Origin of the sequence: Nonomuraea lactucae (assembly GCF_003313395.1) — a bacterium.
In the GTDB taxonomy this organism is placed as follows: Bacteria; Actinomycetota; Actinomycetes; order Streptosporangiales; family Streptosporangiaceae; genus Nonomuraea; species Nonomuraea lactucae.
The window spans coordinates 1-14,949 of the sequence record NZ_QNFZ01001015.1 but is presented as its reverse complement, the minus strand read 5'-3'; the positions used below and the strand labels follow the sequence as shown (position 1 = coordinate 14,949).

General features: G+C 70.9%; 15 protein-coding genes. 11 read left to right on the top strand and 4 right to left on the bottom strand.

The window, feature by feature from the left end; genetic code table 11:
• Positions 1-1,522, top strand: a 1,522-nt coding sequence (locus tag DQW85_RS37115; protein ID WP_113704416.1) for a Na+/H+ antiporter, incomplete at its 5' end; no start/stop codon positions are given.
• Between the two features lie 18 nt (positions 1,523-1,540).
• Here DQW85_RS37115 and DQW85_RS37110 read toward each other — a convergent pair.
• Positions 1,541-1,798, bottom strand: coding sequence for a UBP-type zinc finger domain-containing protein (locus DQW85_RS37110; protein ID WP_113704415.1), 258 nt, complete (start codon positions 1,796-1,798; stop codon positions 1,541-1,543).
• A gap of 122 nt (positions 1,799-1,920) precedes the next feature.
• Here DQW85_RS37110 and DQW85_RS37105 point away from each other — a divergent pair, with 122 nt between their 5' ends.
• The 10 genes from DQW85_RS37105 to DQW85_RS37060 all read left to right on the top strand — a co-directional run bounded on the left by DQW85_RS37105 (position 1,921) and on the right by DQW85_RS37060 (position 10,162).
• Complete coding sequence (locus DQW85_RS37105) at positions 1,921-2,682, top strand: ABC transporter ATP-binding protein (protein WP_113704414.1); 762 nt, start codon at positions 1,921-1,923, stop codon at positions 2,680-2,682.
• Positions 2,679-3,455 carry an ABC transporter ATP-binding protein gene (locus DQW85_RS37100; RefSeq protein ID WP_205315691.1) on the top strand — a complete coding sequence of 259 codons (777 nt, stop codon included), beginning with the start codon at positions 2,679-2,681 and terminating at the stop codon, positions 3,453-3,455. The genes DQW85_RS37105 and DQW85_RS37100 overlap by 4 nt, the downstream gene beginning before the upstream one ends.
• Positions 3,452-5,323 (top strand): AMP-dependent synthetase/ligase, encoded by a 1,872-nt coding sequence (locus tag DQW85_RS37095; protein WP_113704412.1) that lies wholly within the window; start codon positions 3,452-3,454, stop codon positions 5,321-5,323. Before DQW85_RS37100 ends, DQW85_RS37095 begins: the two co-directional genes overlap by 4 nt.
• Positions 5,320-6,207 carry a branched-chain amino acid ABC transporter permease gene (locus DQW85_RS37090; RefSeq protein WP_113704411.1) on the top strand — a complete coding sequence of 296 codons (888 nt, stop codon included), beginning with the start codon at positions 5,320-5,322 and terminating at the stop codon, positions 6,205-6,207. Before DQW85_RS37095 ends, DQW85_RS37090 begins: the two co-directional genes overlap by 4 nt.
• Positions 6,208-6,269: 62 nt before the next feature.
• Complete coding sequence (locus DQW85_RS37085) at positions 6,270-7,370, top strand: branched-chain amino acid ABC transporter permease (RefSeq protein WP_113704410.1); 1,101 nt, start codon at positions 6,270-6,272, stop codon at positions 7,368-7,370.
• Between the two features lie 12 nt (positions 7,371-7,382).
• On the top strand, positions 7,383-8,672 hold the full coding sequence (locus tag DQW85_RS37080; protein ID WP_113704409.1) for an ABC transporter substrate-binding protein: 1,290 nt from the start codon (positions 7,383-7,385) through the stop codon (positions 8,670-8,672).
• Positions 8,673-8,710: 38 nt separating this feature from the next.
• Complete coding sequence (locus DQW85_RS37075) at positions 8,711-9,097, top strand: hypothetical protein (protein ID WP_113704408.1); 387 nt, start codon at positions 8,711-8,713, stop codon at positions 9,095-9,097.
• Between the two features lie 46 nt (positions 9,098-9,143).
• Positions 9,144-9,470, top strand: a complete 327-nt coding sequence (locus DQW85_RS37070) for a YidH family protein (protein ID WP_113704407.1) — start codon at positions 9,144-9,146, stop codon at positions 9,468-9,470.
• A gap of 1 nt (position 9,471) precedes the next feature.
• Positions 9,472-9,804, top strand: a complete 333-nt coding sequence (locus DQW85_RS37065; protein WP_113704406.1) for a DUF202 domain-containing protein — start codon at positions 9,472-9,474, stop codon at positions 9,802-9,804.
• Positions 9,805-9,859: 55 nt separating this feature from the next.
• Positions 9,860-10,162: a hypothetical protein gene (locus DQW85_RS37060; RefSeq protein ID WP_113704405.1), complete on the top strand. Its 303-nt coding sequence runs from the start codon at positions 9,860-9,862 to the stop codon at positions 10,160-10,162.
• A gap of 106 nt (positions 10,163-10,268) precedes the next feature.
• Here DQW85_RS37060 and DQW85_RS37055 read toward each other — a convergent pair whose 3' ends face one another.
• The 3 genes from DQW85_RS37055 to DQW85_RS37045 all read right to left on the bottom strand — a co-directional run.
• Entirely contained in the window at positions 10,269-12,095 is a 1,827-nt protein-coding gene (locus DQW85_RS37055) for an ABC transporter ATP-binding protein (protein ID WP_113704404.1), read from the bottom strand.
• On the bottom strand, positions 12,092-13,813 hold the full coding sequence (locus tag DQW85_RS37050) for an ABC transporter ATP-binding protein (RefSeq protein WP_113704403.1): 1,722 nt from the start codon (positions 13,811-13,813) through the stop codon (positions 12,092-12,094). Before DQW85_RS37050 ends, DQW85_RS37055 begins: the two co-directional genes overlap by 4 nt.
• A 162-nt stretch (positions 13,814-13,975) precedes the next feature.
• Positions 13,976-14,949 (bottom strand): PP2C family protein-serine/threonine phosphatase (locus tag DQW85_RS37045; RefSeq protein ID WP_162795685.1); only part of this gene is annotated, 974 nt, incomplete at its 5' end.

Here is a 14,949-nt window from a genome sequence, read left to right as displayed (position 1 = left end):
CGCGGTGGCGGCCGTGGCCCGCCGCAGGGGCTGGCCCGCGCCGCTGCTGCTCGTGGCGGCCGGGCTGCTGGTCTCGCCGCTGGTGCCGCCCGTGCCGCTCGATCCCGAGCTGGTGCTGTACGTGTTCCTGCCGCCGCTGCTCTACTCGGCCGCGCTCGACAGCTCCTACCTGCGGCTGCGCGACGTCAAGCGGCCGGTGGCGCTGCTGTCGGTCGGGCTGGTGCTGGCCACCATGACGGCCGTCGGCCTGGTCGTCCACCTGCTGCTGCCCGAGCTGCCGCTGGCGGCGGCGTTCGCGCTGGGTGCCATCATCGCCCCGCCCGACGCGGTGGCCGCCGTCGCGGTCGGCAGGCGGCTCGGGCTGCCGCGCCGGCCGCTGACCATCCTCGTCGGCGAGAGCCTGTTCAACGACGCCACGGCCCTGACCGCCTACCGGGTGGCCATCGCGGCGGCGGTGGGCGGCACGATCGACCTGATGGAGGCGGTCGGCGAGTTCCTGTTCGCGGCCGGGGCGGGCGTGGCCATCGGGCTGGCGCTCGCGTTCGTGTTCGCCTGGCTGTTCCAGCGCACCCGCGACTCGCTGGTCGAGAACACCCTCATGCTGCTGATCCCGTTCGGCGCCTATCTCGCGGCCGAGTCGGTGCACGCCTCGGGCGTGATCGCGGTGGTGATCGTCGGCCTCTACCTCGGCCACCGGATGCACATGCGCGGCTTCGGCACGCGGCTGCTGGCGACGTCGGTGTGGCAGGTCGTCGGCTTCTTCCTGGAGACGATCGTCTTCGCGCTGATCGGGCTCCAGCTCGTCACGGTGATCCAGGGCATCCGTGGCTACGGCGCGTGGGAGGTGGCGCTCTACGCCGTCGTGGTGTTCCTGGTGACGGTGCTGGTGAGGTTCGCGTGGGTGTTCCCCGCCGCGTACCTCGGGCGGCTGCTGGCGCGGCACGACCCGCCGCCCTCGGCCGCGCACATCACGATCGTCGGCTGGGCGGGCATGCGCGGCGTGGTGTCGCTGGCCGCCGCGTTCGCCATCCCCGCCGGCGTCGAGGGACGGCCGATGATGCTGTTCCTCACCTTCACCACGGTGATCGGCACGCTCCTCGTCCAGGGCATGTCGTTCCCCGCGCTGATCAGGCGGCTGGGCGTCTCCAGCGAGCGGGAGCTGTACGAGGACAGGCTGGCCGAGGCCAGCGCGCAGCAGGCGGCGCTCACGGCGGGGGTGGGGGTGCTGGACCGGCTGGTGGAGCGGGAGGGGGAGCCCGACGAGATCCAGAAGGAGGTCATCGACCAGCTCCGGGAGAAGTCGTGGCGGCGCTCGCTGAGCGCGTGGGAGCGGCTGGGCGGCGGCACCGGCCCCGGCGGCGCCGAGACGCCGAGCGCCCTCTACCGGCGCCTGCGGCGCGAGATGCTGCAGGCGGAACGGGAGGTGTTCGTCCGGTTGCGCGACGAGCGCCGCCTGGACGACGAGGTGCTGCGCGAGGTGATGGCTCAGCTCGACTTCGAGGAGGCCATCCTCGAACGCTGAGCCCGGAGGAGGCGCCGGCTAGCCGAGCACGCTGTCGACGAAGCACCACCGCCAGAGCTCGCCGGGCTCGTACGACTGGACCACCGGATGGGTCGTCTCGTGGAAGTGCCGGGTGGCGTGCTTCTGGGGCGAGGAGTCACAGCAGCCGATGTGGCCGCATTCCAGGCAACGGCGCAGGTGGACCCATTGCCCGCCGGCCGCCAGGCACTCCTCGCATCCGTCGGGCGTGCGGGGTGCCGGATCGGCAGCCGCGAGAAGATGCTCACAAATTGCCATATAAGGAATCCTATGACTAGAACGGCATTCCAATTTGGTTGCGGCCCTTGCTGACCGGCCCGAACACGGTGGAGGGTGTGTGGACACGGGGGTGACCTAGACCACAATCCCGAGGAGCCGGCTTGCTGGAGGTTCGCAATCTCGAGGTTGTCTACGACGATGTGATGCTCGTGCTGCGAGGCGTGAGCCTCACCGTCGCTCCTGGCTCGATCGTCGCGCTGCTCGGCGCGAACGGGGCAGGTAAGACCACCCTTCTCCGTGCCCTGTCGGGGCTGCTCGACGTGCACGACGGCAAGATCACCAAAGGCTCGATCACCCTTGAGGGCGAGCCCGTCCACCAACTCAGACCAGCCCAGATCGTACGGCGGGGCATCAGCCAGGTCATGGAAGGCCGCCGCATCCTGGCCGAGCTCACCGTCGAGGAGAACCTCAAGGTCGGCGGCCACACCGAGCGCACCTCCCACCTGGACCGCGTCTACGACCTGTTCCCCCTTCTGCGGGAGCGGCGCCGCAACGTGTCCGGCTACCTGTCGGGAGGCGAGCAGCAGATGCTCGCGGTCGGCCGCGCCCTCATGGCCGGCCCCCGCTACCTGCTGCTGGACGAGCCCAGCCTGGGCCTCGCCCCCGCGCTGGTGTCGCAGATCCGCGACCTGATCGTCGAGATCAACCGGCAGGGCACCACAGTCCTGCTGGTGGAGCAGAACGCCACGATGGCGCTGTCCATCGCCGACCACGGCTACGTCATGGAGACCGGCAAGGTCGTCATGGACAAGCCGGCGGGCGAGCTGCTGGCCGACGAGGACATCAAGGAGTTCTACCTCGGCACGGTCAGGTCGTTCCGCGAGGTCAAGCACTACAAGCGGAGGAAGCGGTGGCTGTCGTGAACACCAGTCCCCCCGTCCTCGCCGTCGAGGACGTGCACCTGAGCTTCGCCGGCGTCAAGGCCATCGCCGGCGTCACCTTCGACGTGGGCCCCGCCGAGCTGCTGGCGGTGATCGGGCCCAACGGGGCCGGCAAGACATCGATCTTCAATGTGCTGTCGGGCGTCTACCGGCCGCAGCGCGGCCGGGTCACGTTCCTCGGCGAGGACCTGCTCGCCAGCCGGCCGCACGAGATCGCCGCCATGGGCCTGGCCCGTACGTTCCAGAACGTCGAGCTGTTCCACAACCTGACCGTCCTGGACAACCTGATGCTCGGCCGCCACCACCACTTCCGGTACGGCGCGCTCTCGGCCGTCCTCTGGCGCGGCAGGGCCCGGCGGGCCGAGCTGGCCGCCCGCGCCCGGGTCGAGGACATCATCGACTTCCTGGAGCTGGAGGCGTGGCGGCGCCACCCCGTGCGGCTGCTGCCGTACGGGGTGCAGAAGCGGGTCGAGCTCGGCAGGGCGCTGGCCATGGAGCCGCGGCTGCTCCTGCTCGACGAGCCCGTGGCCGGGATGAACCTGGAGGAGACCGAGGACATGGCCAGATTCGTCCTGGACATCCGCGACGAGCTGGGCATCCCCATGGTGCTCGTCGAGCACGACATGGGCCTGGTCATGGACCTGGCCGACCGCGTGCTGGTGCTGGACTTCGGGCGGCCCGTCGCGCTGGGCAGCCCGGCCGAGGTGCAGCGCGACCCTGACGTGATCGAGGCGTACCTGGGAGGCGCCGCATGACCGCGACGATCGGCGAACGCGACGTCTCCGGCGAGACGGGCATCACGACCACCATCGTGACCAGGGTCCGCGACCGCGCCCTGGCCACGCCCGAAGGCGTCGCCCTGCGGAACAAGGACCTCGGCATCTGGCAGGAGGTCACCTGGGCCGCCTACTGGGATCGGGCGGAGCTCGTCGCGCACGCCCTGCTCGCGCTCGGCGTCGAGCCGGGCGACCGGATCGCCGTCCACTCCGAGAACCGGCCCGAATGGCTCTACGCCGACCTCGGCACCGTCGCGGCCCGGGGCGTCACGGTCGGCCTCTACCCGACGAACCCGGCCGCCGAGGTCGCCTACCTGCTCGCCGACTCGGGCTCCAAGATCTTGATCGCCGAGGACCAGGAGCAGCTCGACAAGGCGCTGGCCGTCGCCGACGAGTGCCCCGACCTGCGGCACATCGTCTACCTGGAGCCGCGTGGCATCCGCGGCCGCTACGACGACCCGCGGCTGATGTCCTGGCCGGAGCTGCTCGCCCTCGGCGCGGGGCACCGCGCCGAGCACCCGGACGCGGTGGATCGCCGGATCGCCGCCGCCACGCCCGGCGACGTGATGACCCTCATCTACACCTCCGGCACCACGGGGCCGCCCAAGGGCGTGATGCTCACCGTCGGCAACGTCGAGTTCGCCGTCGAGGTCCTGGTGACCGGCGGCGGTTTCACCTCGCCGCCGCCCTCCGAGCGGGACCTGGCGCTGTCGTACCTGCCGCTCTGCCACGTCGCCGAGCGGGCGTTCACCGTCTGGTTCAACGCGGCGGCCGGCGTGCAGGTGAACTTCGCCGAGTCCATCGACACCATCCAGGCCAACCTGCGCGAGGTGCAGCCGACGATCCTGTTCGGCGTGCCGCGCATCTGGGAGAAGGTGCTCGCGCAGGTCAACATCAAGCAGGACTCCGCCACCCCGGTCAAGCGGCTGATCACCCGCTTCTGGCTGCGCCGGGCCGACCGCATCGGCGACACGCTCGTGCGCACCGGCGGCAGGCACACCGCGGGCACCCGCCTGCTGTACGCGGCCGGCTGGGTGTTCTGCTACCGGTCGCTGCGCGAGCGGCTCGGCATGCGCCGCGTCCGCTACGCCGCCTCCGGCGCCGCGCCGATCGCGCCCGACGTGCTCAAGTTCTACATGGGCATCGGCATCGCCATGCACGAGGTGTACGGCATGAGCGAGAACACCGCCGTCGCCACCGCCAACCGTCCAGGCCGGGTACGGCTGGGCACGGTCGGCGAGCCGCACCCCGGCGTCGAGCTGAAGATCGACGAGGCCACTGGCGAGATCATGACCAGGCACCCGGGCACGTTCGCCGGATACTGGGGCAAGTCCCGCGCCACCGCCGACGTCCTCGACCCGGACGGCTGGCTGCACACCGGCGACGTGGGCGAGCTGGTCGACGGCACCCACGTCAGGATCACCGACCGGATGAAGGACATCATCATCACGGCCGGCGGCAAGAACATCGCCCCCAGCGAGATCGAGAACGCGCTGAAGGCGTCGCCGTACGTGAAGGAGGCCGTCGTCATCGGCGACCAGCGGCCTCACCTCGTCGCGCTGATCGGCATCGAGCCCGACACGGTCGGGGAGTGGGCGCGGCGGCGCGGCATCACCTACACCACCTACCGCGACCTGTCGGAGAAACCGGAGACCCGCGAGCTGGTCCAGGGCGTCGTCGATGAGGTCAACGCGCGCTTCGCCCGGGTCGAGCAGGTCAAGCGCTTCGCGTTCCTGCCCAAGGAGCTCGACCACGAGGACGGGGAGCTGACCGCCACCCAGAAGGTCAAGCGCTCCGCCATCGCCAAGCTGTTCGAGGACCTGGTCGAAGGGATGTACGCGCGGTGAAGGGCCTGCTGGAGACGGTCATCAGGGGGCTGGGCAACGGCTCGGTCTACGCCCTGCTGGCGCTCGGTTTCGTCATCATCTACAAGGCCACCAGGGTGATCAGCTTCGCGCAGCCCGCGCTGATGCTGGCCGGGGCCGTCGCCGTCAGCTACCTCGCCGAGGTGACGGGCTTCTACGGCGCCGTGCTGCTCGCAGCGCTGCTCATCGCCGGGGTCGCCCTGCTGATCGAGCGGGTCGCGATCAGGCCCATGGTGGGGCGGCCGGTGTTCGTCGTCGCCATCATCACGCTGGGGATCGACGTGGTCGTCCGCGTGGTGGTCAACGCCTTCATCGGCACGGACGTGCGGCAGATGGGCGACCCCTGGGGGTTCGGCCAGGTCTCGATCGGCCCGCTGGTGGTGCAGCAACGCTGGCTGGCCATGCTCGCCGTGACGGCCGTGCTGGTCGCGCTGCTGTTCGCGTTCTTCCGCTACACCAAGTACGGGCTGGCGATGCGGGCTGCGGCGTTCGACCAGGAGACCGCGCTGGCCCAGGGAGTCTCCGTGGGCATGGTGTTCGCGCTGTCGTGGGGGCTGGCCGGGTTCCTGGCCGCCATCGCCGGGATGTTCGTCGGGACCGGGCAGGGGATCGAGCAGATGACCTGGATCATCGCGCTCAAGGCGCTGCCCGCGATCATCGTGGGCGGCCTTGACTCGCTCGGCGGGGCGGTCATCGGGGGGCTGGTCGTCGGGGTGGTCGAGTCGCTGTTCCAGTCCTACCAGGGCGAGTACGCGCCGTGGCTGGGACAGAACTTCGCCGTCGTCACCCCGTACGTGGTGATGTTGGTCGTCCTGCTGGTCAGGCCGTACGGCCTGTTCGGCACCCGGGAGGTCGAGCGGGTATGACAGAAGTGAAATCTGCGGCGGATACCACTGTCCCGGACATACCGACCGGACGGTCTCGCCGGGTGCGGGGCAGGCCGCTGCTCTACACCTCCTACGCCCAGGACATGGCGCTGCTCGACACCCCGGCCAAGCGGATCTCGACCGGGCTGCTGGTCGTGCTGGCCTTCTCGCTGTCGGTGCTGCTCGCCGACCGCTCCCTGGAGGTGCTGGCCGGCGCGTACGTGCTGGCCATCGGGGCGATCGGGCTCAACATCGTCACCGGGTACGCGGGCCAGGTGTCGCTCGGGCACGCCTTCTTCGTGGCCATCGGCGCCTACACCGCCGCGGCGCTGTCCGGGCCGCCCGGCGGCGACACCATCGGGTACGGCGTCGCGGAGATCTGGATCTGGCTGCCCGCGGCCGGGCTCGTCGCCGCGGCGGCGGGGGTGCTGGTCGCGCCGCTCGCCACCCGGCTGCGGGGGCTCTACCTGGCCATCGTCACGCTCGGGCTGGTGTTCCTCGGCGAGCACGTCTTCAAGGAGTGGCAGTCGCTCACCGGCGGCCCCGGCGTCGGGCGGGAGGCGGCGGTCCCGCGGCTGTTCGGCTACCGGCTCAACGAGGACGGGCCGCTGGGGACCAAGGAGCAGGTGCTCTACCTGCTGATGCTGGTGCTCCTGGTCGCCTTCGCCGTGGCGGCGCGCAACCTCGCGCGCTCCCGCGTCGGCCGGGCGTTCGCCGCGATCCGCGACCGCGACATCGCCGCCGAGGTGATGGGGGTGCCGCTCACCCGCTACAAGGTGCTGGCGTTCGGCATCTCCTCGTTCTACGCCGGGTGCGCGGGCGGCCTGCTCTACACCATCTCCGGATACGTGGAGCCGGGCTCGTTCAGCCTCCTGATGTCGGTGCAGTTCATCGCGATGGTGCTGATCGGGGGCGTCGCCACCGTCTCGGGGGCCGTCGCGGGCGCGCTGTTCATCTCGCTGCTGCAGCCCCTGACCAGGGCGCTGCCCTCACTGGTGCCGGTGATCAGCGCCGACACCACCCAGACGCCCAACGTGTTCCAGGTCGAGACCGTGCTCTACGGCCTGCTGATCGTGCTGTTCCTCGTCTTCGAACCGCGCGGCCTGTTCGGCCTGTGGGTCCGCGCGCGCAACTACTGGAAGACCTGGCCGTTCTCCTACTAGAGAGGATCAACAATGAAGAGTCGCTACCTAGTGGTCTCCACCGCGCTGGTGACCCTTCTGTCCGCGTGCGGCGTCATCCGGGGGGACGGCGACGAGGGCAGCAAGGGCGCCCAGACGACGGGGGTCACCACGGCGCCCTGTCCCGCGGCGGTCGACAAGAAGAAGGGATGCATCTACCTGGGCACGATCTCCGACCTCACGGCCGGGCCGTTCGCGGCGCTCGCCGTGCCGATCACCAACGCGCAGAAGGCGTTCTGGGCGCGCGTCAACAAGGCGGGCGGCATCGGGGGCAAGTACGAGGTGGACGTGACCAAGTTCGTCCGCGACAACAAGTACAACCCGGAGGTGCACCGGCAGGTCTACAACGAGATCAAGGACCAGGTGCTCGGCCTGGCCCAGACGCTCGGCTCGCCCACCACGGCCGCCATCCTCGGCGACCTCAAGGCCAACAACGTCGTCGCGGCCCCCGCCTCGTGGACCTCGGCCTGGGAGTTCGAGGACGTGATCATCGAGAGCGGCGCCAGCTACTGCGCCGAGGCGATGAACGCCGTCGACTACGCGCTGGAGACGTACAAGCCGAAGAGCGTGATGGCCGTGCACCTCCCCGGGGACTACGGCGCCGACGCCGCCGCCGGAGCCAGGATCGCGGCGGAGAAGAACAGCCTGAAGTTCACCGACGTCGAGACGCCCCCGGGCGCCACCGAGCAGGGCCGGGCGATCAGCGAGATCACCAAGGGCAAGCCCGACCTGGTGATCATCACGACCGGCCCCGCCGACGCGGCCACCATCGTCGGTCAGGCCGCCGCGGCCGGTTTCAAGGGCCGTTTCATCGGCACCGGCCCCACGTGGAACCCCGCCCTGCTCAAGTCGCCGGCCGCCCCCGCGCTCAAGGCCATGTACGAGCAGTCGTCACCGGGCCGGCCGTGGGGCTCCGACACGCCCGGCCACCAGGCCATGCGTGACGCGCTGCCCGGCGTGACGCCCAGCGACGGCTACACCTCGGGCTGGGCCTGGGCCTACCCGATGAAGGCGGCGCTGGAGAAGATGGTCGCCTCCGGCGACATCAGCCGCAAGGGCCTGCTCGCGGCGGTCAAGACCCTCAAGACCGTCGACTACGAGGGCATGCTGCCGCCGGAGGCGGGCAACTACGCCGACGACCCCAACACCGCGACGTTCCGGCAGACCCTGATCAACAAGGTCGACGACAAGGCGCCCACCGGCGTCACCATCGCCAAGGACTTCGCCGTGGGACCGACCGCCAAGGGCCACACCTTCGACGGGCCCTGTTTCGCCAAGCCGTAGATCGCCTGGGGCACGGACCCGTTGGGTAGGGTCGCGGTATGCGCCGTATCCAGAGCCGGTTCGTGCCCCTCGCCGCTTTCGCCGTCCTCACCCTCGCCGCCGGATGCGGCGGGCTGAACGCAGGCATCGACAAGGCCCAGGCGTGCCTTGAGGCCCCCAAGATCGTCGCTGACCTGGGCGCCGAGATCGCCAAGCTCAAGGACGATCCACAGGCCATGGAGAAGGCTCTCGACGCCGCCGCCGGCAAGCTCGGCGACCTGGCCGACAAGGCCGGCAACACCACGCTGAAGGAGGCCAGCGACGACCTGGCCAAGACCCTGGGCGACATCAACGTCAAGAACGTCAACGACGCCGTCGACGCGGCCCAGAAGGTGGCCGCCGACACGGCCGCCTACCTGGACAAGGTCCGCCAGGCCTGCAGCTGAACCCCGGCTTCTCTAGGGGAAATGGTGCCGAATTAGCGTCGGAGACATGGAGCCGGATCCACGTTTCACGCTCGCGAACGAACGCACGTTCCTGACATGGCTCAGCACCGCCCTGGCGCTGAGCGCCGGCGGGGTGGCCATGGCGGCCGTGCCGGAAGGCGTGTTCGTCCCGTGGGCCCGCACCGCGCTGGCCGTCATCCTGGTCACGCTCTCCGCGCTGGCGGCGGGCATGGCCTACCCGCGCTGGCGCAACATCCAGCGGGCCCTGCGCCGGCAGGCGCCCCTGCCGCCGCCCGCGCTCGCGGCCGTCTTCGGTTACGGCGTGGCGGCGGTCGCCGTCCTCGCCCTGGTCCTCATCGTGCTCGCGGCCTGAGATGTCCCGCGAGATCTGGGACCCCGGCCTGCAGAGCGAGCGGACCCGGCTCGCCTGGGTCCGCACCGCCGTGATGCTGTCCACCGGCGGGCTCGCCGCCACCGGCCTGACCCTGCGGCACGGCCTGCCCGCGCCGGCCGCCGCCGGGTTCGTGCTCGCCGCCCTCTTCGGCGCCCTGCTGCTGACCAGGACCGGCGTCAGGTTCCGGCGCGTGCAGGAGGCGCTGCACGGCGGCAGGCCCATCGACAGCGGGCTCGACGCCCTGCTCGCCTGGCTCGGCACGCTCTGCGCCGTCGCCGGGGCGCTCACCTTCGTGCTGGCCCCCTGGCGGTAGCCGACGCTTGCGAGGACTCCCGCCCGGGACGACACTCGAAGGGAGGGGGTGACCCATGGAAGAGGTGCACCGGAAGCTACCGTTCGAGTGCCGCCGCTGCTGGCACGTGTGGGAAGAGGAATACCTGGTCAGATACGGCGAGGACCGTCACGGCAACGAGCGGCAGGTGTGGCTGCGGGGCGGCGTGCCGGTGCCGCCGCCGTCGGAGGGGGCGATCTGCCCGAGCTGTGGCTCCCAGCACTGCACCACGTTCCCCGAGGGCTACCTGAGGCGGCATCCCGAGCTGATACCGCCCGCCGAGCCGGCGCCGCCCGACGAGACCCCGCTGCTCAGCCCGGTCCCCAAACGCCTCTACTGAGCCTCACTTTCGGGCCTCACTTTCGGGCCTCACTGTCGGGCCTCACTGTCGGGTCCCACTCTTGGGCCTCGCTCTTGGGCCTCACCGCTCTCCTGAGCCGCACGGCTCAGGAGAGGCTCTCCAGCCATGCCCGGTGCAGGCCGGCGAAGCGGCCAGAGGCGGCGATGAGCCGGGCGGGCGGGCCGTCCTCCACGATCTCGCCCCGCTCCATGACCAGCACCCGGTCGGCGATCTCGACGGTCGACAGCCGGTGCGCGATGATCAGCGCCGTCCGGTCGGCGAGGATGGTGCGCAGCGCCCGCTGCACCAGCCGCTCGCTCGGCACGTCCAGGCTCGACGTCGCCTCGTCCAGGATCAGCACCGCCGGGTCGGCGAGGAACGCCCGCGCGAACGCCACGAGCTGCCGCTGCCCGGCCGACATCCGGCCGCCCCGGTTGCCCACCTCGGTGTCGTAGCCGTGCGGCAGCGACGCGACGAAGTCGTGGGCGCCGATCGCCATGGCCGCCTCGCGCACCTGCCGGTCGGTGGCCTCCGGGCGGCCGAACCTGATGTTGTCGGCCACCGTACCGCTGAACAGGAAGTTCTCCTGCGTCACCATGACGACGGCGGCGCGCAGGGCCGGCTCGTCCAGGTGCCGCAGATCGACGCCGTCGAGCAGCACCCGGCCCGCGGTCGGGTCGTAGAAGCGGGAGATCAGCTTGGCCAGCGTCGTCTTGCCCGCGCCGGTGGCGCCCACCAGCGCCACGCTCTGGCCCGCCGGGATGGTCAGGTCCAGGCCGGGCAGGATCGGCGTCTCCTCGACGTAGGCGAACCTGACCCCGTCGAACCGCACCCGTCCGCGCGGCTCGGGCAGCGGCCGCGGCTCGCGCGGCTCCGGCACCGCCGGCTCCTCCTCCAGCACGCCCGACAGCTTCTCCAGCGCCGCGCCCGCCGACTGCAGCGTGTTGTAGAACTGGCTGATCTCCTGCATGGGCTCGTAGAACTGGCGCAGGTAGAGCAGGAACGCGGCCAGCACGCCGACCGTGACCTCGTCCCGGAAGGCCAGCCATCCGCCGTACAGCAGCACCGCGGCGACGGTCACGTTGCCGATCAGCTTGACGCCCGGCATGAAGACGGCGACCAGCTGCATGCTGCGGGCGTTGGCCGCGCGGTAGTCGTCGTTGAGCCGCTCGAAGATCTCCTGGTTGCGCGGCTCCCTGCGGAACGCCTGCACCGCGCGGATGCCGGTCATCGACTCCACGAAGTGGACGATCACCAGCGCCACCGTCTCGCGGGTGCGCCGGTAGACGATCGCCGACTGGCGGCGGAACCAGCGGGTGAACAGCAGCAGGACCGGCAGCGGCACCAGCGCGACCAGGCCGAGGTGCGCGTCGAGCACCAGCAGCACCACGGCCGTGCCGAACAGCGTCAGCACCGCCGTGACCAGACCGTCGAAGCCCGATTGGAGCAGCTCGGCGATGGCCTCGATGTCGGAGGTGAGCCGCGAGATGACGCGGCCCGAGGTGTACTTCTCGTGGAAGCTCAGCGACAGCCGCTGGAAGTGGTCGAACACCCGGCGGCGCAGCTCCAGCAGGATGCTCTGCCCGATCCTGCCCGACAACTGGAGGAACGCCTGCCTGGTCAGCGCCTGGATGACCGCCGCGGCCAGGATCACGCCGATCACCACGAGCAGCGTGCCGGGGCCGCCGCCCGCGAGCATCGGCGGGATGCCCGAGTCGATGCCCACCTTCACCAGGTAGGGGATCGCCAGCCCCGCCAGGTTGGAGACGACGATGATCCCGGTGAGCAGCGCGATCGACCTGCGGTGGGGGGCCAGCAGGTCGCCGAGCAGCCGGCGGGAGCGCGCCCGCAGCAGGACCGACACCTTCTCCGGCAGCTCGTCGCGCTCCTCGGAGGCGACGCCGCGCCAGTCGGCGGCCGGCGGTGCCGTCATCGCAGCGCTCCTTCCGTCGGGTCGAGGTCGGCGTCCTGCGCGAGCAGCTCCCGGTATTCGGGCACCTCGTCCAGCAGGTCGTGATGCCGGCCGACGTGGGTGATCGTGCCGTCGCGGAGCAGCGCGACCTTGTCGGCCAGCAGCACGGTGGAGGCGCGGTGCGCGACCACGATGCCGGTGGCGTCGCGCAGCACGTGCCGCAAAGCCTCCTCCACCAGCGCCTCGGTCTCCACGTCGAGCGCCGACAGCGTGTCGTCGAGCACGAGGATCCGCGGCCTGCTCAGCACCGCCCGGGCGAGGGCCAGCCGCTGCCGCTGCCCGCCGGACAGCGACATGCCCTGCTCGCCGATGCGGGTGTCGAGGCCCCACGGCAGGTCGTAGACGAACATGGCCTGGGCCGTCCGGATGGCGCCGTCCAGATCGTCGTCGGTGGCGTCGTGCCGGCCGAGCGTGAGGTTCTCGCGCACGCTCATCGAGAACAGCGTCGGCTCCTCGAACGCCGTCGCCACCACCTCGCGCAGCGCCGGCAGCGTCAGGTCGCGCACGTCGTGCCCGTCGATCGTGACCCGGCCGGCCGTCGGGTCGATCAGCCGGGGCACCAGGGCGGTCAGCGTCGTCTTGCCGGATCCGGTGGCTCCGACGACGGCGACCGTCTCGCCGGGCCGCACGTCGAGCCGGACGTCGCGCAGGACGGGCTGCTCGGCGCCGGGGAACCGGTATTCGACCCCCTCGAACCGCAGGTGGCCGCGTGGCCGCCCGATCGTCCGCACGCCGCCCCGGATGGCCGGGACCGTGTCCATGACCTCCATCACCCGGTCGGCCGAGGTCATCGCCTCCTGCGCCATCGCCAGGATGTAGCCGAGGCTGGCGATCGGCCACACGAGCTGGAGCATCAGCGTGGTGAACGCGACCAGGGTGCCCAGCGTCAGCGACCCGCCGCCCACGGCCAGCGCGCCGAGCAGCAGCACGAGCGCCAGGGTGAAGTTGGGGATCACCTCCAGGAACGTGAAGAACCTCGCCGACAACCGCACCTTGTCCATCGAGGTGCCGTAGACCTTGAGCGCGGCGTCGTCGTACCGGTCGTAGACGTGGTGCCGCCGGCCGAACGCCTTGATCGTCCGGATGCCGATGGCCGACTCCTCGACCAGCGTGGCCAGGTCGCCCTGCTCGTCCTGCACCTGGCGGGAGATCCTGATGTAGCGCTTCTCGAAGCGCAGCGACACCAGCACGATGGGGACGGCGGAGGCGGCCACCAGCAGCCCCAGCGGCCAGTACATGTTCAGCAGCAGCACCGTGACCGTGCTCAGCTGCAGGATGTTCATGACCAGGAAGAGCATGCCGAAGCCGAGGAAGCGGCGGATCGTCGACAGGTCCGTGGTGGCCCGCGAGAGCAACTGGCCCGACTGCCACTCGCCGTGGAAGGCCATGGGCAGGCGCTGCAGGTGCGCGTAGAGGTCGTCGCGGATCTTGGTTTCCAGACCGAGGACGGCCCTGATCTGGGCCCACCTCCTCAGGAAGATCAATAACGCTTCCACGACGCCCACGCCGAGCGCCAGGAGCCCGAGCGGCAGCAGGGCGCCGGAGTCGCCGCTGAGAACGGGTCCGTCGACGACCTCCTTGCCGACGAGCGGCAGGGCGATGCTCGCGCCGATGCTGAGGAGTGCCACGAGCCAGATGAACACGAGCCTGGCCACGTAAGGGCGGAGGTAGGACTTCATCCGCCACAGGGAGTTGGAGGAGAACAGGGGACGGCGAGATGAACGTGTATCCGGAGGCATCCCTTCCAGGCTAATACGTGGGATCAACCCATTTTCGGCCCACTGCGCCGCGCTCGACCCTGCCGTCGCCTGTCCGATATTCCGGCCGCCCGCCGTAACCCCTCAGAGGAGGAGCTGGTGCAGGTGCTGGCTGTTCCACTCGACGAGCAGCACGGTGGCGTCGTCCTGGAGGCGGTCCTGCTGGTGTTCGAGGAGGGTCAGGATGAGCCGGCGGAGCGTTTCAGGGGCAGGCACGCCGTCGCCCTCGCGGCGGATGACGAAGTCCGCGAAGCGTTCGAGGCCGAACTCCTCACCGCCGGGGCTGCGTGCCTCGATGACGCCGTCGGTGTAGAGGAGCAGCCGGTCGCCGGGTTCGAGCTGGTAGCGGGCGGGCGCGTGGAACGCCCCCATCCTGAACCCCATCGGCGGGTCCGGCTCCGCCCGCAGGGTGGCGACCAGGCGGCCGTGACGCAGCACCAGCGGCGGGTGATGACCCCGGTTGACCCACATCAGCAGGCCGGTGCGGAGGTCGAGGCGGGCCAGCACGCCGGTGGCGAACTGGGTGCCGCCGAACTGCTCGGCGATGGCCTCGTCGATGGCCTCGCTGGTGTCCAGCAGGCCGACGTCCTGGCGGCGGCTGTTGCGGCAGGCGCCCATCGCGATCGTGGCGGTGAGCCCGGCGGCGGTGTCGTGGCCCATCGCGTCGAAGATCGACATGTGCAGGGTGTCGCCGGTCAGGCCGTAGTCGAAGGCGTCCCCGCCGACGACGTAGGCGGGTTCGAGGGCGGCGCTGATCACGACCCGCTCGGTGGCGAAGGTCCGCACCGGCAGCAGCGTCCAGAGCATCTCCGCGGACAGCTCCATGGGCCGGGAGCGCACCAGGCGGGCGTAGGTGTCGCTGGTGGCGCGCTTGTTCACCACCATCAGCGCGCTCAGGGACGCGAGCTGCGCGGCCCGCCACCGGGTGGGCTCGTCGTCGGCGGGCGCGGTGAGGGCCAGGACGCCGAGGCGTTCGGTGCCGTCCAGCAGCGGCAGGTACATCCGGTGCGGCCCTGCCGGAGCGCGCCCGGGCGGGTCCCCGGCCTCCGGCTCGGGCG

Coding starts and splice junctions, on each gene's coding strand:
- DQW85_RS37050 (WP_113704403.1), bottom strand. CDS start 13,813: ATGAAGTCCTACCTCCGCCCTTACGTGGCCAGGCTCGTGTTCATCTGG.
- DQW85_RS37095 (WP_113704412.1), top strand. CDS start 3,452: ATGACCGCGACGATCGGCGAACGCGACGTCTCCGGCGAGACGGGCATC.
- DQW85_RS37065 (WP_113704406.1), top strand. CDS start 9,472: ATGTCCCGCGAGATCTGGGACCCCGGCCTGCAGAGCGAGCGGACCCGG.
- DQW85_RS37070 (WP_113704407.1), top strand. CDS start 9,144: ATGGAGCCGGATCCACGTTTCACGCTCGCGAACGAACGCACGTTCCTG.
- DQW85_RS37055 (WP_113704404.1), bottom strand. CDS start 12,095: ATGACGGCACCGCCGGCCGCCGACTGGCGCGGCGTCGCCTCCGAGGAG.
- DQW85_RS37075 (WP_113704408.1), top strand. CDS start 8,711: ATGCGCCGTATCCAGAGCCGGTTCGTGCCCCTCGCCGCTTTCGCCGTC.
- DQW85_RS37060 (WP_113704405.1), top strand. CDS start 9,860: ATGGAAGAGGTGCACCGGAAGCTACCGTTCGAGTGCCGCCGCTGCTGG.
- DQW85_RS37110 (WP_113704415.1), bottom strand. CDS start 1,798: ATGGCAATTTGTGAGCATCTTCTCGCGGCTGCCGATCCGGCACCCCGC.
- DQW85_RS37080 (WP_113704409.1), top strand. CDS start 7,383: ATGAAGAGTCGCTACCTAGTGGTCTCCACCGCGCTGGTGACCCTTCTG.